At 66.1% G+C, this 22,415-nt stretch carries 20 protein-coding genes; 4 read left to right on the plus strand and 16 right to left on the minus strand.

Annotated elements, in window-relative coordinates:
• Positions 1–52: 52 nt before the first annotated feature.
• The 13 genes from dgoD to AZ34_RS06195 all read right to left on the minus strand — a co-directional run bounded on the left by dgoD (position 53) and on the right by AZ34_RS06195 (position 15,940).
• A complete protein-coding gene (dgoD, locus tag AZ34_RS06135) occupies positions 53–1,201 on the minus strand; it encodes a galactonate dehydratase (RefSeq protein WP_035605975.1) in 1,149 nt (382 codons plus the stop codon).
• On the minus strand, positions 1,198–1,851 hold the full coding sequence (locus AZ34_RS06140) for a 2-dehydro-3-deoxy-6-phosphogalactonate aldolase (RefSeq protein ID WP_035605977.1): 654 nt from the start codon (positions 1,849–1,851) through the stop codon (positions 1,198–1,200). Before AZ34_RS06140 ends, dgoD begins: the two co-directional genes overlap by 4 nt.
• Complete coding sequence (locus AZ34_RS06145) at positions 1,848–2,900, minus strand: 2-dehydro-3-deoxygalactonokinase (RefSeq protein ID WP_035605980.1); 1,053 nt, start codon at positions 2,898–2,900, stop codon at positions 1,848–1,850. Before AZ34_RS06145 ends, AZ34_RS06140 begins: the two co-directional genes overlap by 4 nt.
• Before the next feature lie 6 nt (positions 2,901–2,906).
• Positions 2,907–3,848 carry a dihydrodipicolinate synthase family protein gene (locus AZ34_RS06150; protein ID WP_035605983.1) on the minus strand — a complete coding sequence of 314 codons (942 nt, stop codon included), beginning with the start codon at positions 3,846–3,848 and terminating at the stop codon, positions 2,907–2,909.
• A 186-nt stretch (positions 3,849–4,034) separates the two neighbouring features.
• The gene (locus tag AZ34_RS06155) at positions 4,035–5,771 is read right to left on the minus strand and encodes an IlvD/Edd family dehydratase (protein ID WP_035605986.1); all 1,737 of its coding nucleotides are present in this window, start codon (positions 5,769–5,771) and stop codon (positions 4,035–4,037) included.
• Between the two features lie 26 nt (positions 5,772–5,797).
• On the minus strand, positions 5,798–6,757 hold the full coding sequence (gene yjfF, locus AZ34_RS06160; RefSeq protein WP_051510077.1) for a galactofuranose ABC transporter, permease protein YjfF: 960 nt from the start codon (positions 6,755–6,757) through the stop codon (positions 5,798–5,800).
• A 95-nt stretch (positions 6,758–6,852) separates the two neighbouring features.
• Entirely contained in the window at positions 6,853–7,905 is a 1,053-nt protein-coding gene (locus tag AZ34_RS06165; RefSeq protein WP_035605992.1) for an ABC transporter permease, read from the minus strand.
• Complete coding sequence (locus AZ34_RS06170; protein ID WP_035605995.1) at positions 7,898–9,445, minus strand: sugar ABC transporter ATP-binding protein; 1,548 nt, start codon at positions 9,443–9,445, stop codon at positions 7,898–7,900. Before AZ34_RS06170 ends, AZ34_RS06165 begins: the two co-directional genes overlap by 8 nt.
• Before the next feature lie 3 nt (positions 9,446–9,448).
• The gene (gene mmsB / locus AZ34_RS06175; protein ID WP_197026601.1) at positions 9,449–10,642 is read right to left on the minus strand and encodes a multiple monosaccharide ABC transporter permease; all 1,194 of its coding nucleotides are present in this window, start codon (positions 10,640–10,642) and stop codon (positions 9,449–9,451) included.
• 35 nt (positions 10,643–10,677) lie between these two features.
• The gene (gene mmsA, locus AZ34_RS06180) at positions 10,678–12,192 is read right to left on the minus strand and encodes a multiple monosaccharide ABC transporter ATP-binding protein (protein ID WP_035606000.1); all 1,515 of its coding nucleotides are present in this window, start codon (positions 12,190–12,192) and stop codon (positions 10,678–10,680) included.
• A gap of 30 nt (positions 12,193–12,222) precedes the next feature.
• The gene (gene chvE, locus AZ34_RS06185) at positions 12,223–13,302 is read right to left on the minus strand and encodes a multiple monosaccharide ABC transporter substrate-binding protein (protein WP_035606002.1); all 1,080 of its coding nucleotides are present in this window, start codon (positions 13,300–13,302) and stop codon (positions 12,223–12,225) included.
• A gap of 182 nt (positions 13,303–13,484) precedes the next feature.
• Entirely contained in the window at positions 13,485–14,450 is a 966-nt protein-coding gene (locus tag AZ34_RS06190) for an ABC transporter substrate-binding protein (RefSeq protein WP_035606004.1), read from the minus strand.
• A gap of 38 nt (positions 14,451–14,488) precedes the next feature.
• A complete protein-coding gene (locus tag AZ34_RS06195; RefSeq protein WP_035606006.1) occupies positions 14,489–15,940 on the minus strand; it encodes an aldehyde dehydrogenase family protein in 1,452 nt (483 codons plus the stop codon).
• A gap of 111 nt (positions 15,941–16,051) precedes the next feature.
• On the opposite strand from AZ34_RS06195, the gene AZ34_RS06200 reads away from it, so the two are divergent.
• Complete coding sequence (locus tag AZ34_RS06200; RefSeq protein ID WP_035606007.1) at positions 16,052–17,014, plus strand: LysR family transcriptional regulator; 963 nt, start codon at positions 16,052–16,054, stop codon at positions 17,012–17,014.
• A gap of 175 nt (positions 17,015–17,189) precedes the next feature.
• Here the strand turns inward: AZ34_RS06200 and AZ34_RS06205 are convergent, their stop codons facing one another.
• Positions 17,190–17,984 carry an SDR family NAD(P)-dependent oxidoreductase gene (locus tag AZ34_RS06205; protein WP_035606010.1) on the minus strand — a complete coding sequence of 265 codons (795 nt, stop codon included), beginning with the start codon at positions 17,982–17,984 and terminating at the stop codon, positions 17,190–17,192.
• Positions 17,985–18,117: 133 nt separating this feature from the next.
• Here AZ34_RS06205 and AZ34_RS06210 point away from each other — a divergent pair, with 133 nt between their 5' ends.
• The 3 genes from AZ34_RS06210 (at position 18,118) to AZ34_RS06220 (ending at position 20,678) form a co-directional block, all read left to right on the plus strand.
• On the plus strand, positions 18,118–19,071 hold the full coding sequence (locus AZ34_RS06210) for an SMP-30/gluconolactonase/LRE family protein (protein WP_035606014.1): 954 nt from the start codon (positions 18,118–18,120) through the stop codon (positions 19,069–19,071).
• Between the two features lie 129 nt (positions 19,072–19,200).
• Entirely contained in the window at positions 19,201–20,133 is a 933-nt protein-coding gene (locus AZ34_RS06215; RefSeq protein WP_035606016.1) for an aldose 1-epimerase, read from the plus strand.
• Between the two features lie 131 nt (positions 20,134–20,264).
• On the plus strand, positions 20,265–20,678 hold the full coding sequence (locus AZ34_RS06220) for a transcriptional regulator (RefSeq protein ID WP_035606020.1): 414 nt from the start codon (positions 20,265–20,267) through the stop codon (positions 20,676–20,678).
• Between the two features lie 58 nt (positions 20,679–20,736).
• Here AZ34_RS06220 and queF read toward each other — a convergent pair whose 3' ends face one another.
• Together queF and yaaA are read right to left on the minus strand one after the other, a co-directional pair.
• On the minus strand, positions 20,737–21,615 hold the full coding sequence (queF, locus tag AZ34_RS06225; protein WP_231495472.1) for an NADPH-dependent 7-cyano-7-deazaguanine reductase QueF: 879 nt from the start codon (positions 21,613–21,615) through the stop codon (positions 20,737–20,739).
• Between the two features lie 5 nt (positions 21,616–21,620).
• A complete protein-coding gene (yaaA, locus tag AZ34_RS06230) occupies positions 21,621–22,412 on the minus strand; it encodes a peroxide stress protein YaaA (RefSeq protein ID WP_035606023.1) in 792 nt (263 codons plus the stop codon).
• Positions 22,413–22,415: the final 3 nt, after the last annotated feature.

Raw genomic sequence — 22,415 nt, forward strand, 5'->3', positions numbered from 1 at the left:
ACTTGGATCGCAAGCAATCGCTTCCCGGGGCAGCGCCTCTCGCGCCCCCCCGTCACCACTCCGCAAAGCTGCCGTCCGTGTGCCGCCAGATCGGATTGCGCCAGCGGTGGCCGACTGCGGCGCGCTCCTTCACATAGTCCTCATTGATCTCGATGCCCAAGCCCGGGCCTTGCGGGATGGTCACCATGCCGTTCTCGTAGGCGAAGGCCTCGCGGTTGACCACGTAGTCGAGCAGGTCGTTGCTCGCGTTGTAGTGGATGCCCAGGCTCTGTTCCTGGATGAAAGCGTTGTAGCACCCGGCGTCGAGTTGCAAGCAGGTGGCCAGCGCGATGGGGCCCAGCGGGCAATGCAGGGCCAGGGCCACGTCGTAGGCCTCGGCCATCATGGCGATCTTGCGGGTCTCGGTGATGCCGCCTGCGTGCGACGGGTCGGGTTGGATGATGTCGACGTAACCTTCCGACAGGATGCGCTTGAAATCCCAGCGCGAATACAGGCGCTCGCCCAGGGCGATGGGTGTGGCGCTCAGCGGCGCCAGTTCCTTCAGGGCCTCGTAATGCTCGCTGAGCACCGGCTCCTCGATGAACATCAGCTTGTAGGGCGCCAGTTCCTTGATCAGCACCTTGGCCATGGGCTTGTGCACGCGTCCGTGGAAGTCCACCCCGATGCCTACCAAGGGGCCGACCGCCTCGCGCACCGCAGCCACGTTTTCCAGGCATTTGTCGACCTTGTCGTGGCTGTCGATGTACTGCAGTTCCTCGGTGCCGTTCATCTTGACGGCGGTGAAGCCGCGTTCGACCGCGCGCAGTGCCGCCGCGGCCGTGTCGGCCGGCCGGTCCCCACCGATCCAGGAATAGACGCGGATTTTGTCGCGCACATTGCCGCCCAGCAGCTGCGAGACGGGCACGCCCAGGTGCTTGCCCTTGATGTCCCACAACGCTTGGTCTATGCCGGCCAGCGCACTCATGTGCAGGGCGCCGCCTCGGTAGAAACCACCGCGGTAGAGCACCGTCCAGTGGTCCTCGATGTTGCGCGGGTCCTTGCCGACGAGGTAGTCGGCCAGTTCCTCGACGACCGCGGCCACGGAATGGGCGCGGCCTTCGACCACCGGTTCGCCCCAGCCGACGATGCCCGCGTCGGTTTCGATCTTCAGAAAGCACCAGCGCGGCGGGACGATGAAAGTGCTGAGTCGGGTGATCTTCATGCTTGTATCTCGTGTTCGCCGCGTGTCTCTCGCCAGGCCGCGACGAAATCGCGGGCACGCCGCCCCACTTCCATCGCGTCGAAGCCGGGTTTGTACAGGGCCGAGCCCAGTCCAAAACCGCTGGCGCCGGCCTGCACGTAGGCGTTCAGGTGCGCGGGCGTGATGCCCCCGACCGGCAGCAGGGCCACCGGCGGGCGCAGCACGGAGCGCCAGGCTTGCAGCACCTTGGGGCTCAGTTGTTCGGCGGGAAAGAGTTTGAGCGCGTCCGCGCCCGCGGCCAGCGCGGCGTAGGCCTCTGTCAGCGTCGCCACGCCGGGGCAGCAGGCCAGGCCGGCGGCCTGGGCGGCGCGGATCACGGCGGCGTCGCTGTGCGGCATCACGATGAACTCGCCACCGGCGCGGTGGATGCGCGCGCAGTCAGCGGGGTCGATCACCGTGCCCGCGCCGATCAGGCAGTCCAGGGGCAGCCCGATGCGCAGGGCGCGGATGCTCTCCAGCGGGTCGGGCGAATTCAGCGGTACCTCGATCAGGCGCAAGCCCGCATCGTAGAGCGCCAGCCCGATACGGGCGGCTTCGACCGGACGCAGCCCGCGCAGGATGGCGATCAAGCCGCATTGGGCCAGGGCGGTGTGCAGGGCAGGGTGTTTCATGGTGGGGTCTCGGTGGTGCTCGCTTCGATCAGTCTGGCCGCGAGAGCCAGTCGCCAGAGGCCGCGTGCCGTGGCCTGCTCCGCCAGCGTCGGCTCGGGCAGGCCGTGGAGGCGCAAGGCCAGCATGTAGCGCTGGCACAGATCAGGTTCACCGCAGAGCAGCAGGCGGGGGTGCGCACCCCGTGCGCGCAGCAAGCCCGCCAGCGCGCCGACTTCGTGGCCGATCAGCAGGCCGGAGAGGTAGTCGGCCTGGGAGGACGGAGCCAGCGCACCGGTCAGGCCCAGGGTACGGGTGCTGAAGATGGTCGACAAGGGGCCAGCCGCGCCAGTGGGTTCAGCGGCCACGCGCACGCCACGTTCGAAGGCGGCGGGATCGGCGTCCGGTGTCGCGCTCATCGTGCGGCCCAGGATGGTGTGCCCGCGCAGCGCTGCGTAGACCTCGCCGGTCATGAAGGTTTCGAAGTGGGTCACGCGGGCGTCTTGCACGGTCCGGCTTGGCGCCGATCCGAGGCTCACGCTCACCCATTTCGAATGCGTACCCGGCAGGCCGATCAGCAGCTCCTCGTCGGCGGAGGCTTCGTTGCCCAAGCCGTCCACCACGCCGAGGATCTGGGTCTCCTCGCCGCGCATCACATTGGGCAGGCCCTGGCGCTGGATCAACCCGGGTGCGACATGCACGGGCGCGTGGCCTGGGCGTTCGATCACGGTCAGCCGTTCGCCGATGCGCGTCAACGGCAGCGGCAGTTCCAGGTAGGCGGCTTCCTTCCAGCCCTGGGCACTGCCTACCATGCCGCAGGCGATCACGGGCAGCGTGGGATCGGCGTCCAGCCAGTCACCGCAGCTTTCCGCGAAGGCCAGTTCAAAGCCCGATGTGGGGGAGTCCGTCTTGGCGCGCGTTTCGTTGGGCTGGGGCAGGCGCATGATGCCCCAGGGGCGCTGGCGGGTTTCCAGTACCTGGCCCGTCGTGTCCATGCGGTAGGCGCGCAGGGACGTGGTGCCCCAGTCCAGTCCGATCAGACCGTTGCCGTGGGGCGCGTCGCGTGGAGCCATGACCGATCAGCGTCCCCAGCGCAGCACCAGGGGGTCGAGCCGGCGCGCGATGTCCAGCAGACCGCGGCGCACCTCGGGGTGCATGGGCGGGAAGGGGTGACGGCCCGCGTCGCAGGCGATCACGCCACCGGCCTGCATCAGGGCCTTGGCGGTCAGGATGCCGCCTTGGCGGTTCTCGTGGTTGATCAGGGGCAGCCAGCGCTGGTACAGCTCGAAAGCCAGATCCGCCTTGCCCTCGCGGTGCGCCACGATGATGGGGCGGATGCCGTCGGGAAAGCCACCGCCTGTCATGGCACCGGTGGCGCCGGCGTCCAGGTCGGCCAGCAGGGTGATGGCTTCCTCGCCGTCCCAGGGGCCTTCGATGGCCGCGCCGCCCAGGCGGATCAAGTCGCGCAGCTTGTTGGCCGCGCCGGGCACCTCGATCTTGAAATAGGCCAGGTGTTCGATTTCCTGCGCCATGCGCGCGAGGAAGGGCGCCGTCAGCACCGTGCCGCTGGCGGGGGCGTCTTGCACCATGATGGGAATGTCGATGGCGTCCGAGACCCGCGCGTAGAACTCGTGAATCTGCGCTTCAGGCACCCGGAAAGTGGCGCCGTGGTAGGGCGGCATGATCATCACCATGGCCGCGCCCATGTCTTGCGCGCGACGACTGCGCGCCGCACAGACGCCGGTGCCGTAGTGGGTGGTGGTGACGATCACCGGCACACGACCGGCGACGTGGGTGAGCGAGGTGCGCGTGAGGATTTCGCGTTCCTCGTCGGACAGCGAGAACTGCTCGGAGAAATTGGCCAGGATGCACAGGCCATCGACGCCTGCATCGATCATGAAATCCAGGCAGCGTTTCTGGCCGTCCAGGTCCAGTTCGCCGTTCTCATGGAAGATGGTCGGCACCACGGGAAAGATGCCTCGATACCGAGGGGATGACAGAGAGGGGGGTGTTGCTGGCATGGGGTTGCGGAGTTGTTGCTCAATCAGTTTTCGAGAGCGCTAAGCGCTGCCCGTAGTCCACGAAACAGGCGCGGCAGCCGCGCAAGGGCCGCCCCGCCGCGCTGGCTGCGTCCCCCTGCCCGCAACGCGCAGCGTTGCGAGAGCGGGGGGAAGGCGCGAAGCGACTCAGGGGGGTGTCTCATTGCCTCAATGCGAATGGCGCGGCACAGCAGACCCGCGGCAGCCGACCAGGAAATCGAAATCGCAGCCTTCATCGGCCTGCAGCACATGGTCCACGTACAGGCGCTGGTAGCCGCCACGCCCGCCCATGTCGGTTTTCTGCAGCGCCTGCATGCGTTGAGCCAGTTCGGCCTCGCTGATGTCCAGGTGCAGTCGGCCCTGCTCGCAATCGAGTTCGATGAAGTCACCGTCACGCACGATGGCCAGCGGTCCGCCGGCGGCGGCTTCGGGTGCGACGTGCAGCACCACCGTGCCATAGGCCGTGCCGCTCATGCGCGCGTCGGAGATGCGCACCATGTCCTTCACGCCCAGTCTTAAGAGCTTCGGGGGCAGACCCATATTGCCGACCTCGGCCATGCCCGGATAACCGCGCGGGCCGCAGTTCTTCATCACCATCACGCAGCTGGCGTCGATGTCCAGGTTCTCGTCGACGATGCGTTCCTTGTAGTGCTCCAGGTTCTCGAACACCACGGCACGACCCCGGTGCTTGAGCAGTTCGGGCGAAGCGGCCGAGGGCTTGAGTACCGCGCCACGCGGCGCCAGGTTGCCGCGCAGGATGCAGATGCCCCCGTCGGCAATCAGTGGCTTGTTGATCGGGCGGATCACCTCGTCGTTGTACTGGGGCGCTTCGCGCACGTTGTCCCAGAGGCTCTTGCCGTTGACGGTCAGCGCGTTCGGGTGCGGCAGCAGCTTGTTTTCACCCAGGCGGCGCAGCACGGCGGGCAGGCCACCGGCGTAATAGAACTCCTCCATCAGGAAACGGCCCGAGGGCTGCAGGTCCACCAGGGTGGGCGTGCCACGGCCGATGCGCGTCCAGTCTTCCAGCTCCAGTTGCACGCCGATGCGCCCGGCGATGGCCTTGAGGTGGATCACCGCATTGGTCGAGCCGCCAATGGCCGCGTTGGTGCGGATGGCGTTCTCGAAGGCCTCGCGCGTCAGGATCTTGGACAGCGTGAGCCCTTCGTGCGCCATCTCCACGATGCGCCGGCCCGACATGTGGGCCAGCACGTAACGGCGCGCGTCCACGGCGGGAATGGCCGCGTTGTGCGGCAGCGAGGTGCCCAGCGCCTCGGCCATGCAGGCCATGGTGGAGGCTGTGCCCATGGTGTTGCAGGTGCCGGCCGAGCGAGACATGCCGGCCTCGGCCGCGAAGAACTGGTGCTCGTTGATCTCGCCCGCTTTGAGCGATTCATGCAAGCGCCACACGGCCGTGCCCGAGCCGATGTCCTTGCCGTCGAGCTTGCCGTTGAGCATGGGGCCGCCGGTGACCACGATGGCCGGCACGTCGCAGCTGGCCGCGCCCATCAGCAGCGCGGGCGTGGTCTTGTCGCAGCCGACCAGCAGCACCACCGCGTCGATGGGGTTGCCGCGGATGGCTTCTTCCACGTCCATGCTGGCCAGGTTGCGCGTCAACATGGCCGTGGGGCGCAGATTGGATTCACCGTTGGAGAACACCGGAAACTCGACCGGGAAACCGCCGGCTTCAAAGATCCCGCGCTTGACATGCTCGGCGATCTTGCGGAAATGCGCGTTGCAGGGCGTCAACTCCGACCAGGTGTTGCAGATGCCGATGATGGGGCGGCCATCGAACTCATGGTCCGGGATGCCTTGGTTCTTCATCCAGCTGCGGTACATGAAGCCGTTCTTGTCGGCGGTGCCGAACCATTCGGTGGAACGGAGTTTCTTTTTCGTGGGGGTGGTCATGATGGGACAAAAAAGGACGATGGAAATCAGACGTGTTGGGCCGGCCGGCGCGCGAGCACGCGCTGCAGCAGGCAGAAGATGAGCAGCAGCACGCCGACCACGATGCGGGTCCACCAGGAGCTGAGCGTTCCGTCGAAGGAAATCAGCGTCTGGATGATGCCCAGGGTCAGCACGCCGAACAGGGTGCCTGCCACGTAACCGACACCGCCGGTGAGCAAGGTGCCACCGATCACGACGGCCGCGATGGCGTCCAGCTCCATGCCGGTCGCGTGCAGGCCGTAGCCGGAGAGCATGTAGAAGGTGAAGACCACGCCGCCCAGCGCCGAGCAGAAACCCGAGAGCAGGTAGGCGCCCACCAGGGTGCGACCCACGGGCAGGCCCATCAGCAGGGCGGATTGTTCGCTGCCGCCCACGGCATACACCGCGCGTCCAAAGGACGTGTTGTGCGCGACGAAGATCGCCACCAGCAGCAGGGCAATCGCGATCAGCGCGCCCAGCGACAGTGAGGCGCTCTCGCCGAAGTACAGGCGCCACTGGGCCAAATCCGAATAGCCTTCGTGGGTGATGGTGATCGAGTCGATGCTGATCAGGTAGCACAGGCCGCGGGCCAGGAACATGCCGGCCAGCGTCACGACGAAGGGCTGAAGCCGGTAACGTTGGATCAGGAAACCCATGAAGGCGCCCAGGCTGGAGCCCATGAGCAGCACCACGGGAATGGCCGCCGCCGGGCTCCAACCATGGTGCTCGACCAGGGTGGCCAGCACCATGGTGCTCAGGGCCACCACCGAGCCCACCGAGAGGTCGATGCCGCCGGTGAGGATCACGAAAGTCATGCCGATGGCGACGATGATCAGGAAGGCGTTGTCGATCAGCAGGTTGAGGAACACCTGGGTCGAGAAGAAGCCGGGGTAGAGCAGCGAGCCCAGGGTGGCCATCAGCACGAAGAGGGACATCGTGGCGACCAGCGGCAGGTATTTGGCGTTCATGCTGGAGGACCGGACGGGGGAGGCAAGAGCTTGGGCCTCGGTGGCCGCGGGGCTGCTCGCGGCCATCGTGGAAGTGCGGGGGGAGGCGGTGTGCATCACCAGGCCTCCCGCGTCGTCTTGCGGCGGATGAGCAGACCCAGCTCGGCGCGGAACTCGGGTGACTGCAGCAGCATCACCAGGAAGACCACGGCCGCCTTCACCACCAGGTTGATCTCGGGTGGAACCCCGAGCGAGTAGATGGCGTAAGTCAGGGTCTGGATGATCAGTGCGCCGATCACGCTGCCCACCAGGCTGAAGCGCCCGCCCAGCAGCGAGGTTCCGCCCAGGGTCACGGCCAGGATGGCGTCCAGCTCCAGCAGCTGTCCGGCGTTGTTGCCGTCCGCACTTTTCACGTTGGAGCTGATCAGCAGCCCGGCGATGCCGGCGCACAGGCCGCAGAAGACATAAGCGCCCAGTATCAGGCGCTTGGAGCGCACGCCGGCCACGCGGGCCGCGGACGGGTTGATGCCCACGGCCTGGATGAACAGGCCCAGCGCCGTGCGCGTGACGGCCAGGTAGAGCAGCACGAAGACGGCGGCGACGATGAAGAGCGAGAAGGGCAGACCGGCCAGATAACCCCCACCCAGGAAGAAGTAGGGTTTGTAGTAAATGGTGATGATCTGCCCGTCGGTGATGAGCTGCGCGATGCCGCGGCCCGCCACCATCAGGATCAGCGTGGCGATGATGGGTTGCATGCCGATGCGCGCGACCAGCACGCCATTCCACAGGCCGCACAGGGTGGCCACGCCCACCGCGGCCAGCAAGGCCAGGGGCAGGGGAAAGCGGCTTTCGTCGCCCGCGACCGAGCCGCCGATCATCCAGGCCGCCACGGCGGCGGCGATGGCCACCACGGCGCCCACCGAGATGTCGATGCCGCGCGTGGCGATCACCATGGTCATGCCCAGCGAGACCAGGACCAGGGGTGCTGCGCGGTTCAGGATGTCGATCAGGCTGCCGTACAGATGGCCGTCACGCCACTCGATGCGCAGGAAGCTGTCGTTGAAGGCCGTGTTCACGGCCAAGAGCAGCAGCAAGGTGATGATCGGCCAAGCCAGGCGATGGCGCAGCAGCACGCCGATGTAAGAGGGGGAGTTGCGTTCTTCAGGCATGTTCGTTGGCGATGAGTTCGTAGACGGCATCCTCGTTGCTGCCCGCGGGCAGTTCGCCGACTTTGTGGCGGTCACGCAGCACCACGATGCGGTGCGCCACGCGCACCACTTCGCTCATCTCCGACGAGATGAAGAGCACCGCCATGCCGGCCTGCGCCAGGCGCAGGATCTGCTCCATGATTTCCTGCTTGGCGGCCACGTCGATGCCGCGCGTGGGTTCGTCCAGGATCAGCAGCCGGGGTTCGGTGGCGAGCCAGCGCGCCAGGATGGCCTTCTGCTGGTTACCGCCGGACAGCAGGCCGATGGGCGTCTCCACGCTGGCGGTCTTGATGCCCAGCAGCTGCACGTAACGCTCGGCCAGCGCGCTCTGTTCGGCGCGCGAGAGGAAGCGGCCCATGCCCTGGCGGGCCTGCAGGGCCAGCGCGATGTTCTCGCGCACCGACAGGTCGGCGACGATGCCATCGGTCTTGCGTTCTTCCGGGCACAGGGCCAGGCCCTGACGGATGGCGTCCATGGGGTTGGAGAAGGTCACCACCTGACCGTCGACACGCAGCACGCCCCGGTCGGGCAGTTCCAGGCCGAACAGCAGGCGCGCCAGCTCGGTGCGCCCGGCGCCCAGCAGCCCGGCCAGACCGACCACTTCGCCGGGGCGCAGGCGCAGATCCACCGGCTGGAGCTGGCCGCTCTGGCCCAGGCCTTCGGCCTGTAGCAGCGCGGGCGTGGCGTCGTCGAAGGCAGGTGCGTCGGGTTTGCTGGACGAAGAAGCGGCCAGCTCACGGCCCAGCATGGCCGCGATCAGGGCGGGTGCGGGCAGGTCCGCAACCGGCCACTCGCCCACCCAACTGCCATTGCGCAGCACGGTGATGCGGTCCGAGATGGCATAGACCTGATTCAAGAAGTGTGTGACGAACACGATCGCCAAGCCGTCGTCGCGCAGGCGGCGCAGCACCTCGAAGAGCTTGCGCACTTCCTCGTCGTCCAGGCTGGACGTGGGCTCGTCCAGAATCAGCACGCGCGATTCGATGCTCAGGGCGCGGGCGATGGACACCAGCTGCTGCACGGCCACGGGGTAGTCCGAGAGCAGGCGTGTCACGTCGATGTCCAGGCCGACGCGGGCCACCAGCTCACGTGCTTGCCGGTTCACCCGGGCCCAGTCGATGCGTCGGCCTTGGAACCAGCCCTTGCGCGGATAACGGCCGGCGTAGATGTTTTCCGCCACCGTCAGGTTGGGGCAGAGGTTGACCTCCTGGTAGACGGTGCTGATGCCCAGGCGTTGCGCCGCCAGGGGCGATTCGGGCCAAGCGGAGATCGGTTCGCCGGCTGACTCAGCTCCCGCCAGCCGCATCTGCCCGCCGTTGGGCGGGATCGCGCCGGTGAGCACCTTGATCAGCGTGGACTTGCCCGCGCCGTTCTGGCCCATCAGCGCGTGGATCTCGCCGGGGTAGAGGCGCAGCTGCACATCGCGCAGCACGGGGATGCCAGCGAAGTGCTTGTGGATGCCGCTCAGTTCCAGTACGGGCACTCGGTCGATGGGGGTCATGGCTCAGGCCTTGTTCTTGCCGTAGACATCGACCAGCACGGCCGCCAGCAGCACCACGCCCTTGATGACCTGCTGGTAGTCGATGCCGATACCCAGGATGGACATGCCGTTGTTCATCACGCCCATCACGAAGGCGCCGATCACCGCGCCCAGCACCTTGCCCACGCCGCCCGAAGCCGAGGCGCCGCCGATGAAGCAGGCTGCGATCACGTCCAGCTCGAAGCCCAGGCCGGCCTTGGGCGTGGCGGTGTTCAGGCGCGCGGCGAACACCAGGCCCGCCAGCGCGGCCAGCACACCCATGTTGACGAAGGCGTAGAAAGCCAGGCGCTCGGTCTTGATGCCGGACAGCTTGGCGGCCTTCTCGTTGCCGCCCATGGCGTAGAGGCGCCGGCCGATGGTGGTGCGGCTGGTGACGAAGTCGAACAGCACGATCAGCACGGCCATCACGACCAGCACATTGGGCAAGCCTTTGTAGGACGCAAGCAGGTAGCTGAAATAGACCAGCAGGGCGACGAAGACCGCCGTCTTGAGCAGAAACAGCGAAGCGGGCTCGACCTGCATGCCATGGCGCAGGCGCTTGGCGCGCGTGCGCAGCACGGCCAGGGCCAGCGCGGCCGCGGCGGCCACGCCCAGCAGCAGGGAGGTGAGGCGCAGGTTTTCCGCGTTGAAGAGGTCGGGGATGAAACCCGAGCTGAGCATCTGGAAGGCGTCGGGGAAGGGGCCCACCGACTGGCCCGCCAGCAGGGCCAGCGCCAGGCCCTTGAAGACCAGCATGCCAGCCAACGTGACGATGAAAGAGGGAATGTGGGAGTAGGCGACAAACCAACCCTGGATGCCACCGATCAGGCCGCCGCACAGCAGGCAGACCAGGGTCGCGGGCAGGAAGTGCCACTCGAACTCCACCATCAGCACCGCCGCCAGCGCGCCGATGAAGCCGCAGACCGAGCCCACCGAGAGGTCGATGTGGCCCGCCACGATCACCAGCAGCATGCCCAGCGCCATGATGACGATGTAGCTGTTCTGCAGAACCAGGTTGGTCAGGTTCAAGGGCTGCATCAGCGTGCCCTCGGTCATGACTTGGAAGAAGGCCATGATCGCGATCAGCATGATCAGCATGCCGTACTCGCGGAAGTTGTGCTTCAGATGATCGAGCGCGGACCGACCGGCTGCGGCCTTGGGCGCGGCGGCCTGGGGCATGGAGGAATGGGTGGAAGCAGGAGACTGGGACATGGTCAGGCGGTTTTCACGATGGCTCGCATGATTTTTTCCTGGGAGGCCTCGGCCGTGGGCATCTCGGCGACGAAGCGCCCTTCGTCCATCACGTAGATGCGGTCCGAGATGCCGAGCAGTTCCGGCAGCTCCGAGGAGATCACGATCACGCACTTGCCCTCCTGGGCCAGTTGCGCGATGAGGGTATAGATTTCGTACTTGGCACCCACGTCGATGCCGCGCGTGGGTTCATCGAGGATGAGCACCTCGGGGTTGGTGAAGAGCCACTTGCTCAGCACCACCTTCTGCTGGTTGCCCCCCGAGAGGTGGACCGTTTTCTGGTCCACGCCCGAGCAGCGGATGCGCAGCCGCTCGCGGTAGTCCTGCGCGATCTGGTGCTCGCGCGCCTCGTCGATCACCGTAGCGCTGGACACGCCCTCCAGGCGAGCCAGTGGCAGGTTGAAGCGGATGTCCTCGTCCAGCACCAGGCCGTAGCCCTTGCGGTCCTCGGTGAGGTAAGCCAGGCCGTGGCGTATGGCCTTGCCCACCGTGCTCACGTCGATGGGCTGGCCGTTGAGCAGCACCTGGCCGCTGATGCGCTGGCCCCAGGAACGGCCGAAGATGCTCATGGCCAACTCGGTGCGGCCCGCGCCCATCAGCCCCGCGATGCCCACGATCTCGCCGCGCTTCACCTGCAGGTTGACGCCCTTGATGAAGACATCTCCGCGTTGCGGATGGTGCACGCACCAGTCGCGCACTTCGAAGGCCGTTTCGCCGATTCGGGGCTGGCGGCGCGGGTAGCGGTCTTCCATCGTGCGGCCGACCATGGCCTGGATGACACGGTCCTCGCTGACCGGTCCGGCGCGGCAGTCCAGCGTCTCCACGGTGCTGCCATCACGCAGCACGGTGATGGCGTCGGCCACGCGGGCAATCTCGTTGAGCTTGTGGGAAATCAGGATGCAGGTGATGCCCTGCGCCTTGAGTTCCAGCAACAGGTCCAGCAGGGCTTGGCTGTCCTCCTCGTTGAGACTGGCCGTCGGTTCGTCCAGGATCAGCAGTCGGACCTCGCGCGACAACGCCTTGGCGATCTCCACCAATTGCTGCTTGCCAATGCCCAGGTGGCCCACCAGCGCGTCCGTGGGTTCGCGCAAGCCAACCTTCTTCAGCAGGGCCTGTGTCTTGGCGTGCGCGACCATCCAGTCAATCACGCCGTGGCGCGCCGTTTCCTTGCCAAGGAAGATGTTCTCGGCGATGGAGAGCAGCGGCACCAGCGCCAGCTCCTGGTGGATGATGATGATCCCCAGGCGCTCGCTGTCACGGACGCCTTCGAAACGGCGTTCCTGCCCATCGAAGAAGATCTGTCCCTCGTAGCTGCCGTGGGGATGGATGCCCGACAGCACCTTCATCAGCGTGGACTTGCCGGCGCCGTTCTCGCCGACGATGGCATGGATCTCGCCGGCCTGGACCCGCAGGTTCACCCGGTCCAGGGCGACCACGCCCGCGAAAGTCTTGCGGATGTTCCGCATCTCGAGCAGCATGAGGAAAACGCTCCGTCGAACAGTACCGGATTACTTGAGCTGGGCTTCGGTGTAATAACCGCTGCCCACCAGCACCTGTTTCCAATTGGAGGCATCCACCGCCACCGGCTTGAGCAGGTAGGAGGGCACGACCTTGACGCCGTTGTTGTAGGTCTTGGTGTCGTTGATCTCGGGGGTCTTGCCCGACAGCACGGCGTCCACCATGTTGGCGGCGACCTTGGCCAGCTCACGCGTGTCCTTGAACACGGTGGAATGCTGTTCGCCACGCAGGATGGACTTGATGGACGGAATCTCCGCGTCCTGGCCGCTGACCACCGGGCAGGGCTGTTGCGCCGTGCAGTAGCCCACGCCCTTGAGCGAGGACAGAATGCCGATGGACAGACCATCGTAGGGCGAGAGCACGGCATGCACCTTGTCCTTGCCGTAGTAGGCGGACAGCAGGTTGTCCATGCGGGCCTGCGCGACCGCGCCGTCCCAGCGCAGCGTGCCGACCTTGTTCATGCCGGTCTGCTTGCTGCGCACCACCAGCTTGCCGCTGTCGATGTAAGGCTGCAGCACGCTCATGGCGCCGTCATAGAAGAAGTAGGCGTTGTTGTCGTCGGGAGAGCCGCCAAACAGCTCGATGTTGAACGGGCCCTTGCCCTGCTTCAAGCCCAGCTTGTCGACGATGGAGGTGGCCTGCAGCACACCGACTTGGAAGTTGTCGAAGGTGGCGTAGTAGTCCACGTTCTTAGAGCCGCGGATCAGCCGGTCGTAGGCGATGACCTTGATGCCCTTGTCGGCCGCGTTTTGCAGCACGCGCGACAGGGTGGTGCCGTCGATGGAGGCGATCACCAGCACCTTCACGCCCTTGGTGATCATATTCTCGATCTGGGCCAGCTGGTTCGGAATGTCGTCTTCCGCGTACTGCAGCTCGGTGCGGTAACCGCGCGCCTTCAGCACCTGGACCATGTTGTTGCCGTCGGCGATCCAGCGCGACGAGGACTTGGTGGGCATCGAGATGCCGATGCTGCCCTTGTCCTGCGCGGACGCGGTGTGCGCGAGGCCCAGGGTGCCGAGCACGCCCAGGGTCAGGGTGGCCAGCATGGCCTGAAGAGTGGTTCGTTTCATGGCTTGATCTCCTGCATGTTGTTCTTGGTGCCTGATCGCGCGGAATGCGCGAGGCGGTGTGTTTCAGGCGTGCCCGGGCGGGCGCGCCAGCTCTGTCCATTCATTCGGGAGCGCAATCGGCGCACCCCGCCGATCCGTGGATCAGCGGGGCGATGCCTGCGCCCACCGCTTGATCAAGTCGATCAGTACTTGCGCTTGGGGAATTCCCGGGCGGCGATTTCCATGGGGAAGATGCCTTCCTCGGTCACGATGCGCTTTTGCACCGGCTTGCCAGCCTTGATGTCCTTGGCGGCGGCCATCAGTTGCGGGCCCAGCAGGGGGCTGCATTCCACGCTCACATTGAGCTTGCCGGCGATCATGGCCTCGAAGGCTCCCTTCACCGCGTCGATGGAGATGATGATGATGTCCTTGGCCGGCTTCAGGCCCGCTTCTTCGATGGCCTGGATGGCGCCGATGGCCATGTCGTCGTTGTGCGCGTACAGCACGTTGATCTTCTTGCCCTCGGCCTTCAGGAAGGCTTCCATGACTTCCTTGCCCTTGGCGCGCGTGAAGTCACCGGTCTGCGAGCGGATGATCTTGAACTTCGGATCGGCCTTGATGATTTCCTCGAAGCCCTTCTTGCGGTCGATCGCGGGCGCGGAACCCACGGTGCCTTGCAGCTCGACGATGTTGACCGCGCCCTTCTCGTTCTTCATCTTCTCAACCAGCCAGCGGCCCGCCTTGCGGCCTTCCTCGACGAAGTCGGAGCCGATGAAGGTGACGTACAGCGAGGTGTCCTTCACGTTGACCGCGCGGTCGGTCAGGATGACCGGGATCTTGGCGGCCTTGGCTTCGCGCAGCACCGGCTCCCAGCCCGACTCCACCACCGGCGAGAAGGCGATCACGTCCACCTTTTGCGCGATGAAGGAACGGATGGCCTTGATCTGGTTTTCCTGCTTTTGTTGGGCGTCCGAGAACTTGAGCTCGATGCCCGCTTCCTTCGCGGCGGACTTGATGGACTCCGTGTTGGCCGTGCGCCATTCGCTTTCGGCGCCCACCTGGCTGAATCCCATCACCAGCGGTTTCTGAGCCCAGGCGCTCGCGGGCAGCAGGGCGCCCAGCGGCGCGCAGGCCAGGGCGATGGTGAGGATGCGGCGGTTGAATCTCATGGTCTTGTCTCCTAGGTTGTTGAAGTGAGAAAAAATGATCAAGCCAGCATATAGCCGGTCTTGACCGTGGTGAAAAACTCGGCGGCGTAACGGCCCTGTTCGCGCGGCCCATGGCTGGAGGCCTTGCGTCCGCCAAAGGGCACATGGAAGTCCACCCCCGCCGTGGGCAGGTTGACCATGGTCATGCCCACGTCCGCGTGCCGCTTGAAATGCATGGCGTGCTTGAGCGAGGTGGTGCAGATGCCCGCGCACAGGCCGAAGGGCGTGTCGTTGGCCAAGGCCAGGGCGTGGTCATAGTCGTCGGCGCGCAGCACGCAGGCCACGGGGCCGAACACTTCCTCGCGGGCGATGCGGTGCTCGGGCCGCGCCAGGAAGAGGGCCGGGCTCATGTAATGCCCGGGGGTCGCGCGTTGCAGGCGTTCGCCGCCCCAGACATGTTCGGCGCCTTCGTTGCGCGCGATCTCGATGTAGGCCAGGTCCTGGTCCAGCTGGGATTTGTCGACCACCGGTCCCATCTCGATGCCGCGCTCCAGGGCATGGCCGACCTTCAGGTCCACCAGACGCTGGCGCAGCTTGGCCACGAAGGCGTCGTGCACCTTGGCTTCCACGATCAATCGGCTGGATGCCGTGCAGCGTTGGCCCGTGGAGAAATACGCGCCTTGCAGCGCGCATTCCACGGCCTGGTCCAGTTCGGCGTCGGCCAGCACCACCAGCGGGTTCTTGCCTCCCATTTCCAGTTGCACCTTGGCGCGTCGCGCGCTGGCCGCCTGCAGGATGCGCTCGCCGGTGGGTACCGAACCGGTGAAGCTCAGTGCGTTGATTTGGGGATGGTCCACCAGGGTCTGGCCGACTTCACGGCCACTGCCCATGACCAGGTTGAAGACGCCAGCGGGCAGGCCGCTGCGGCTGATGATCTCGGTCAGCGCCCAGCCGCAGGCCGGCACCAGCTCGGCCGGCTTGAAGACCACGGTGTTGCCGTAGGCCAGGGCGGGCGCGATCTTCCAGGCGGGAATCGCGAAGGGGAAGTTCCATGGGGTGATCAGGCCCACCACGCCCACGGGTTCACGCGTCACGTCCACCTGCACGCCCGGGCGCACCGAGGCGATCGTGTCACCCGGCACCCGCAGCGCCTCGCCTGCGAAGAACTTGAAGATTTGCCCGGCGCGCGCCACTTCGCCCACCGCTTCGGGCAGGGTCTTGCCTTCTTCGCGCGCCAGCAGTTTGCCCAGCTCGTCCTTGCGCGCCAGGATTTCACCGCCGATCTGGTCCAGCGCATCGGCGCGGCGTTGGGGCGTGCTCAGGCTCCAGGAAGGCAGGGCGTCGGCGGCGGCCCGCACGGCTTCTTCGGCTTGGTTGCGGTCGGCCCGCGCGTATTCGGCCACCACTTCACGCGTGTCCGAGGGGTTGCTGCTGATGCCCGTGGTGCTGCCACTGACCCAGCGCCCGTTGATGTAGTGCCGGGGGTTGGGTTGGATCTCACCAGGTTTCATGAAACGGTCGCCTTTGCGGGGTATGGCGGCGGAGTCTAGGGTTGATTTTGATATCAATCCAATAGATTTTTGTGCAAAATACATATCACTATCTGCATTCTGGAAAACCAGATGAGCACCTACAACCACTGGTTCATCCGCGCCCGCCTCAAAACCCGCCAGCTGCTGCTGCTGGTGGCCCTGGCCGAAGAGGGCAATATCCACCGGGCCGCGCAAGTGCTCAGCATGACCCAGCCGGCCGCCTCCAAATTGCTCAAGGATCTGGAGGATGTGCTGGAGGTGCCCCTGTTCGAGCGCCTGCCGCGCGGCATGCGGCCGACCTGGTACGGGGAAACCATGATTCGGCACGCCCGTATGGCCCTGGCCAGCTTGAACCAGGCGCACGACGAGCTGGGCGCGCTCAAGACCGGGCATTTCGGTCAGGTGGGCGTGGGCGCCATCACCTCGCCGGGCCTGCGCGTGCTGCCGGCGGCCGTGGCCCTGGTCAAGCAGGAGCACCCGACCCTGCGCGTGTCTCTGGACATCGAGACCAGCCCGGTGCTGCTGGAGCGCCTGGAGCAGGGGCGGCTGGACATCCTGGTGGGGCGCCTGTTCGCCGAGCACGACAAAGCCCACCTGCGCTACGAGCCGCTCACCAGCGAACAGGTCTGCGCCGTGGCCCGGCCCGGCCATGCCTTGCTGGGCATGAGCGGTCTGACCTTGCGCGACGTGGTGTCGGCGGGTTGGATCGTCCCGCCCTCGGGCAGCGTGCTGCGCCACCGCTTCGACCTGATGTTTCAGCAGGAGGGCCTGCCCCCGCCGCTCAACACCGTGGAAACCTCGTCGCTGCTCTTCATCACCCGCATGCTGCAGCAAAGCGACATGGTGGCCGTGCTGGCGGTCGATGTGGCGCAGTATTACGCCGCGCACGGCCTCATGTCGGTGCTGCCCATCGACCTGCCTTGCCACATGGACGACTTCGGCATCATCACCCGCACCGACCGCCTGCTCTCGCCCGCGGCCAAGGTGATGATGAAGGCGATCAAGCAGACCAGTCTGGCGCAATATGGGCGCCGGCTGGACGCTGGCGACTAGGCGTTGCCTTCATCCGGACCTCACGCCGGTCGACGCTGCTTGGTAGCGGCGCGGCCCAGGCCAGAACCGCCGCGCAAGGGCCGCCCCGCCGCGCTGGCGGTGTCCCCTTCCCGAATTGCGCAGCATTTCGAGAGAAGGGGGAAGGCGCGCAGCGCCTCAGGGGGTTGAGCCGAATTCAAACCCAGCCTGCGTCCACCTTGAATTCCTGGGCGGTGCACATGGCCGCGTCGTCCGAGGCCAGGAACAGCACCATGCGCGCGATGTCGTGCGGCTGCAGCTTGTCGGGCAGGCACTGGTTGCGCTTGATTTCCTGCTCGCCCTCCGCGTCCAGCCAGAGCTTGATCTGGCGCTCGGTCATGACCCAGCCGGGCGAGACGGTGTTGATGCGGATGCGGTCCAGCCCCAGGGGCTTGGCCAACCCGCGCGTCAGGCCGTTGACCGAGGACTTGGCGATGGCGTAGCAGGGGTAGGCCCCGCCCTTGCCCTGCCAGCCCGTGGAACCCAGGTTGATCACCGAACCGCCGCCCAGGCGGCGCATGCCCGGCACCACCGCCTGGATGGCGAAGAAGGCCGGTCGTTCGTTGATGGCCATGCGCTCGTCGTAGTACTCAGGCGTGACGGATTCCAGGGTGTGGCGGTCGTCGTTGGCCACGTTGTTGACCAGGGCCGAGAAGTCCCCCAACTCTTTCTCGGCATCGTGGACCGCCGATTGCAGCGCCCGCACGTCCCGCACATCGCACACGCGCCACCATGGGCGGGCATGACCGGCATCGGCCAGTTGCTGGGCCAGCGTCTCGCTGGCATCACGGGCCACGTCCACGAAGGCCACGCGCGCACCCTGTTCGGCGAAGGCGCTCACGATGGCGGCGCCAATGCCGCTGCCGCCGCCAGTGACAAAGACGTTGCGGCCTTTCAGGCTGGGAAACTGGCTGAACTGGCGGGGAGCAGAAGAGGTAGCAAGAGTGGTCATATCAATTAAGTTATCAATCAATAGGAAAAAAATAGATTCCGTGTATTAATGTGCGTTGATAAGATGGGCCGTGTCAAGAGGCCTGCGCCGGAGCCTTGCCCGGAACAGGTCAAAACAACAGATGGAGACATGCATGCCGGCCCTGGAACATCCTCCCGCCACGCCCTGGCGGCCTGAGTCCCTCGCGCCCGTGATCGGTGCGCCGCGTTGTGTGCAGGCCGCCGGCGCCGAACTCGGCGAGGGCCTGCTGTGGTCGGTGCGCGAGCAGGTGCTGTACTGGGTGGACATCCTGTCGCGCCAGCTGCACCGCTGGGACCCGCGCAGCGGCGTCCAGACCCGATGGACTTTCGCCGAGGAAATCTCTGCCCTGGCCGAACGCGCTCATGGGCCTGGCCTGGTGGTGACCCTGCGCCGGGGCTACGCCCTGTTCGACCCGGCCAGCGGTGGCGAACCCCGTTATCTGCACCAACCCGAACCCGAGCGCACCGGCAACCGCTTCAATGACGGCAAGTGCGACGCCCAGGGGCGGTTCTGGGCCGGCTCCATGGATTTCGCCTGCGAGGCGCCCAGTGGCGCGCTCTATCGCCTGGACCCGGACGGCCGTTGCACGCGCCACGAAGACGGCTTTGCCGTCACCAACGGGCCGACCTGGAGCGGGGGCGGACCGCAGCGTCCTCGTTTCATGTACTTCAACGACACTGTGCAGGGCTGCGTCTACCGCTACGACTACGACCCTGTCGCCGGCTCCCTGTCCCACAAGGTGCTCTGGAAGCGGTTCGCGCCCGACGAGGGCCTGCCCGACGGCATGACCACGGACGCGTTGGGCCGCCTCTGGATCGCCCATTGGGGCGGCGCCCGGGTGACTTGCCATGACCCGCAGACCGCGGATGAACTGGCCCGCGTGAGCTTGCCCACGGCCCAGGTCACCAATTGCGCCTTCGGCGGCCCGGACCTGCGCACGCTCTACATCTCCACGGCCCGGGTTGGCATGGGGTCGGCGCAATTGGCAGCCGAACCGCTGGCCGGGGGGCTGTTCGCGGTGGAGGTGGACAGTCCGGGCTTGCCCGCCCACCTCTACGGTGGTTAGCCGGTTCGCGCGCCGGTGCTGTCCGTGGCCTCACTTGGCCCATCGTTTTGTGTGCCCAGGTCGCTTGGGTTTCGCGCTGCTTCTTTCTTATTGTGTTTTTAACCTTCTTGTCTTGATGAAAGTGATTGCATGAGTACCCCCGCCCATCCCGTCGTCTGGCTGCACCACGCGGGGCAGCATCTGGGCCTGGTCCCTACCCTGGGTGGTGGCATGGCCGCCTGGCAGGTGGACCATCCCTCGGCTCCCCAAGGTCGGCTGGACCTCTTGCGTCCCTGGGACGGCCACACGCCGGACCAGAACAGCCTCGCCTCCTTCGCGATGGTGCCCTGGTCCAACCGCATCAGTGGCGGTGGCTTCGAGCAGGACGGCCGTTTCCACCCCATGCAGCCCAACCGCGCGGGCGAGCCTTACCCCATCCATGGCGATGGCTGGCTGCAGCCCTGGACGCTGAGCCAGCCCGCGCCCGACACGCTGGAGATGTCGCTGCGCTCACGCGGCTTCCAGGGCAACCCCTACGACTACGAGGCCGTGCAGACCTTCCGTCTGGTTCAGGGCGGGTTGGACCAGGAGGTGCGGCTGAGCAACCTCGGTGCTCAGCCCCTGCCGCATGGCATCGGCCTGCACCCCTGGTTTCCGCGCACGCCCCGCACGCGGGTCACGGCCCCGGTGCAGGGGGTGTGGCTCAGCGGCAAGGACCCCTTGCCCGTGGGCCATACCACGCAGTACCCCGACGGTTGGGATCTGAACCAGGGCGTCTTGGCCCATGGTGATCTGATTGACAACGGCTACTCGGGCTGGGGTGGCCAGGCCCGCATCGAATGGCCGGAGCACGGCTTGGCGCTGGACGTCCACATGCCGGATTTCGAGCAGGACGGCGGCGCGGCCCAGCATTTCTGCCTGATCTATCGCCCGCCGCAGGGGCCGGCCTTCTGCTTCGAGCCCATCACCCAGCCCATTGATGCCTTCCACCTGCCAGGCCGTCCGGGCCTGCGGGTGCTGGGCCAGGGCGAGAGCATGACCCTGCGCGTGTGCTGGCGCCTGGCCCCGCTGGCGCAGGCGTGAGCGACGTGCCGCGCAGTGGCTGCGCGCCAGCGGGTTCAACCGCGGCCACGCATGTTTGTTGAAACTATCAATTGAATTTATGGTTCAACAGCTAGTGCATTTCCCATGCCGTCGAAATTTAGTTTCCGGGCATGGACAACAAGCTCGAATTCGCCCGGCGCCTGCGCGAGGCCATGCTGGCGGCGGGATTGGACTCGAGACCCAGCGTGCTGTTGAACTTGTTCAACAGCCGCTACTGGGGCCGCTCGGTCACCTTCCAGGCGGTGTCGCGCTGGTTGAAGGGCGAGGCGATTCCCGCCCAGGACAAGCTGGTGGTGCTGGCCGAGCTGTTGCGTGTCGAGCCCAGCGTCTTGCGTTTCGGGGTCCAGGCGCGAGCCCGCCTGCAGGCCAGGGAGCAGCGCTGGGAAGATGGCGTCGGCTACACCGAGCGTGAAACCTTCGAAGCCTTTCTGAATCTGCCCCCGTCGCAACGCAAACTGGTCGGGGACATCATCCGGGCCTTCTCCGCCCTGGCTGGCAAAGGCGCCGAACACGGAAAACGATAGGCGCGGGCCTGGCGTGGGGTCGCCTCACGGGGTATCTGCGCGCAGCGCGAGAACCGCCTCACTGCCGCGCCGTGCGCACGTTGGGCGGCAAGGTCTGCGGGTGGCTGCTGCGCCAGGGGTTGATGTCCAGGCCGCCGCGGCGCGTGTAGCGCGCGTAGACCGTCAGTTTGGTCGGTTTGCAGCGGCGCATCACGTCCATGTAGATGCGCTCCACGCATTGCTCGTGGAATTCGTTGTGCTGGCGGAAACTCACCAAGTACTGAAGCAGGCCAGCCTGGTCGATCTGCGGGCCGCTGTAGCTGATCTGCACGCTGCCCCAATCGGGTTGCCCGGTCACCAGGCAATTGCTCTTGAGCAAACCGCTGGTCAACGTTTCCGTCACCGGCTGTTCGTCGAAGGCGGCGCTCAGCAGTTCGGGCGCGGGTTGGTACTGCGTGCATTCCACGTCGAGGCGGTCGATGCTCAGGCCGTCGAGTTCGTGGATGGGTTCCTGGTCGAACTGCTCGGGCGTGAGCAGGCGCAGGCCCACGAAGCCGGACTTGCCCGAGCCGCGCCAGACAGCCTCGCTCAGGTCCATGCGCAGCCTGACCTTCACCTCGTCGGCGTCGGTGAACTTGGTGTTGTTGAAGCTGTTGAGGTAGAGCTTGAAGGACTTGCTCTCGACGATGTTGGGCGTCTCGCAGGGCACGGTGACGTGGGCGATGGCCACCTGCGGTTTGCCGCGCGCGTTGAGCCAGCTCAGCTCATACGCGGTCCAGAGGTCCGCCCCCAGGAAGGGCAGGGTGCTGCCTTTCTTGAGCTGGGGGATGCCAATCTCTTCGCGCTTGGCCGCGCGCGGCAGCGGGAACAGCAGACGGGGGTCGTACTGGTCGGTGTAGGCGGAGGCCTTGCCGAGCTGGGAGTCTTCGGGCGTGGGTGCGGGGGGGGTCATGGCCATGAGGGTCAGTCCTGGACTCTGCGACGGAATACCAGGCGGTCCGGCTCGGACGCCGCGGCGTCGAAGCCATACCCGTCCACCTTGAACTTTTCCAACTGCTTGGGCGTGGTGACACGCTTGCTGGCGGCGTAGCGGGCCATCAGGCCGCGCGCGCGCTTGGCGTTGAAGCTGATCACTTTGTACTGGCCGCCCTTGTAGTCCTCGAACACGCATTCAACGACACGGGCCTGCAGCACCTTGCGGTCCACGGACTTGAAGTACTCCTGCGAGGCCAGGTTGACGACGATGGGGTTCTTTTCGTCTTCAAGGCGCAGGTTCAGGTGGTCGGCGATCGCGCGACCCCAGAACTGGTAGAGGTTCTTGCAGGCTTTGCCGTTTTTTTCTGTCGGCAGGGCCGTGCCCATCTCGAGGCGGTAAGGCTGCATCCAGTCCAGCGGACGCAGCACGCCGTAGAGGCCGCTGAGGATGCAGACATGGTCTTGCATCCAATCCAGGGTTTCGCGTGGCAGCGTCTTCGCGTCCAGCCCTTCGTACACATCGCCGTTGAAGGCCAGCACGGCCTGGCGCGAGTTCTTGGCGGTGAATTTCGGTGTCCAGGCCGCGTAGCGTGCCACATTGAGTTGCGAGAGCGCATCGCTCAGGTCCATCAATTCGGCGATTTGCTGCGGTGCGTAGCCGCGCAGGACTTGGATGAGCTCGGTGGCCTGCTTGATGAACAGGGGCTGGCTGTGGGGCAGGTCTTTGTCGACCGGACTGTCGTAGTCCAGGGACTTGGCGGGAGAAAGAAGAAACAGCATGGA

The sequence above is a fragment of the Hylemonella gracilis str. Niagara R genome, assembly GCF_000600295.1.
Lineage (GTDB): Bacteria > Pseudomonadota > Gammaproteobacteria > Burkholderiales > Burkholderiaceae_C > Hylemonella > Hylemonella gracilis_A.

What these genes read in the sequence shown, in the direction of transcription:
- yaaA (WP_035606023.1), bottom strand. Translation starts at nt 22,412, where the DNA reads ATGCTGTTTCTTCTTTCTCCCGCCAAGTCCCTGGACTACGACAGTCCG.
- AZ34_RS06215 (WP_035606016.1), top strand. Translation starts at nt 19,201, where the DNA reads ATGAGTACCCCCGCCCATCCCGTCGTCTGGCTGCACCACGCGGGGCAG.
- AZ34_RS06145 (WP_035605980.1), bottom strand. Translation starts at nt 2,900, where the DNA reads ATGGCTCCACGCGACGCGCCCCACGGCAACGGTCTGATCGGACTGGAC.
- AZ34_RS06150 (WP_035605983.1), bottom strand. Translation starts at nt 3,848, where the DNA reads ATGCCAGCAACACCCCCCTCTCTGTCATCCCCTCGGTATCGAGGCATC.
- AZ34_RS06220 (WP_035606020.1), top strand. Translation starts at nt 20,265, where the DNA reads ATGGACAACAAGCTCGAATTCGCCCGGCGCCTGCGCGAGGCCATGCTG.
- AZ34_RS06140 (WP_035605977.1), bottom strand. Translation starts at nt 1,851, where the DNA reads ATGAAACACCCTGCCCTGCACACCGCCCTGGCCCAATGCGGCTTGATC.
- AZ34_RS06155 (WP_035605986.1), bottom strand. Translation starts at nt 5,771, where the DNA reads ATGACCACCCCCACGAAAAAGAAACTCCGTTCCACCGAATGGTTCGGC.
- AZ34_RS06210 (WP_035606014.1), top strand. Translation starts at nt 18,118, where the DNA reads ATGCCGGCCCTGGAACATCCTCCCGCCACGCCCTGGCGGCCTGAGTCC.
- queF (WP_231495472.1), bottom strand. Translation starts at nt 21,615, where the DNA reads ATGGCCATGACCCCCCCCGCACCCACGCCCGAAGACTCCCAGCTCGGC.
- yjfF (WP_051510077.1), bottom strand. Translation starts at nt 6,757, where the DNA reads ATGAACGCCAAATACCTGCCGCTGGTCGCCACGATGTCCCTCTTCGTG.
- AZ34_RS06165 (WP_035605992.1), bottom strand. Translation starts at nt 7,905, where the DNA reads ATGCCTGAAGAACGCAACTCCCCCTCTTACATCGGCGTGCTGCTGCGC.
- AZ34_RS06195 (WP_035606006.1), bottom strand. Translation starts at nt 15,940, where the DNA reads ATGAAACCTGGTGAGATCCAACCCAACCCCCGGCACTACATCAACGGG.
- AZ34_RS06200 (WP_035606007.1), top strand. Translation starts at nt 16,052, where the DNA reads ATGAGCACCTACAACCACTGGTTCATCCGCGCCCGCCTCAAAACCCGC.
- AZ34_RS06170 (WP_035605995.1), bottom strand. Translation starts at nt 9,445, where the DNA reads ATGACCCCCATCGACCGAGTGCCCGTACTGGAACTGAGCGGCATCCAC.
- mmsB (WP_197026601.1), bottom strand. Translation starts at nt 10,642, where the DNA reads ATGCCCCAGGCCGCCGCGCCCAAGGCCGCAGCCGGTCGGTCCGCGCTC.
- AZ34_RS06190 (WP_035606004.1), bottom strand. Translation starts at nt 14,450, where the DNA reads ATGAGATTCAACCGCCGCATCCTCACCATCGCCCTGGCCTGCGCGCCG.
- chvE (WP_035606002.1), bottom strand. Translation starts at nt 13,302, where the DNA reads ATGAAACGAACCACTCTTCAGGCCATGCTGGCCACCCTGACCCTGGGC.
- AZ34_RS06205 (WP_035606010.1), bottom strand. Translation starts at nt 17,984, where the DNA reads ATGACCACTCTTGCTACCTCTTCTGCTCCCCGCCAGTTCAGCCAGTTT.
- dgoD (WP_035605975.1), bottom strand. Translation starts at nt 1,201, where the DNA reads ATGAAGATCACCCGACTCAGCACTTTCATCGTCCCGCCGCGCTGGTGC.
- mmsA (WP_035606000.1), bottom strand. Translation starts at nt 12,192, where the DNA reads ATGCTGCTCGAGATGCGGAACATCCGCAAGACTTTCGCGGGCGTGGTC.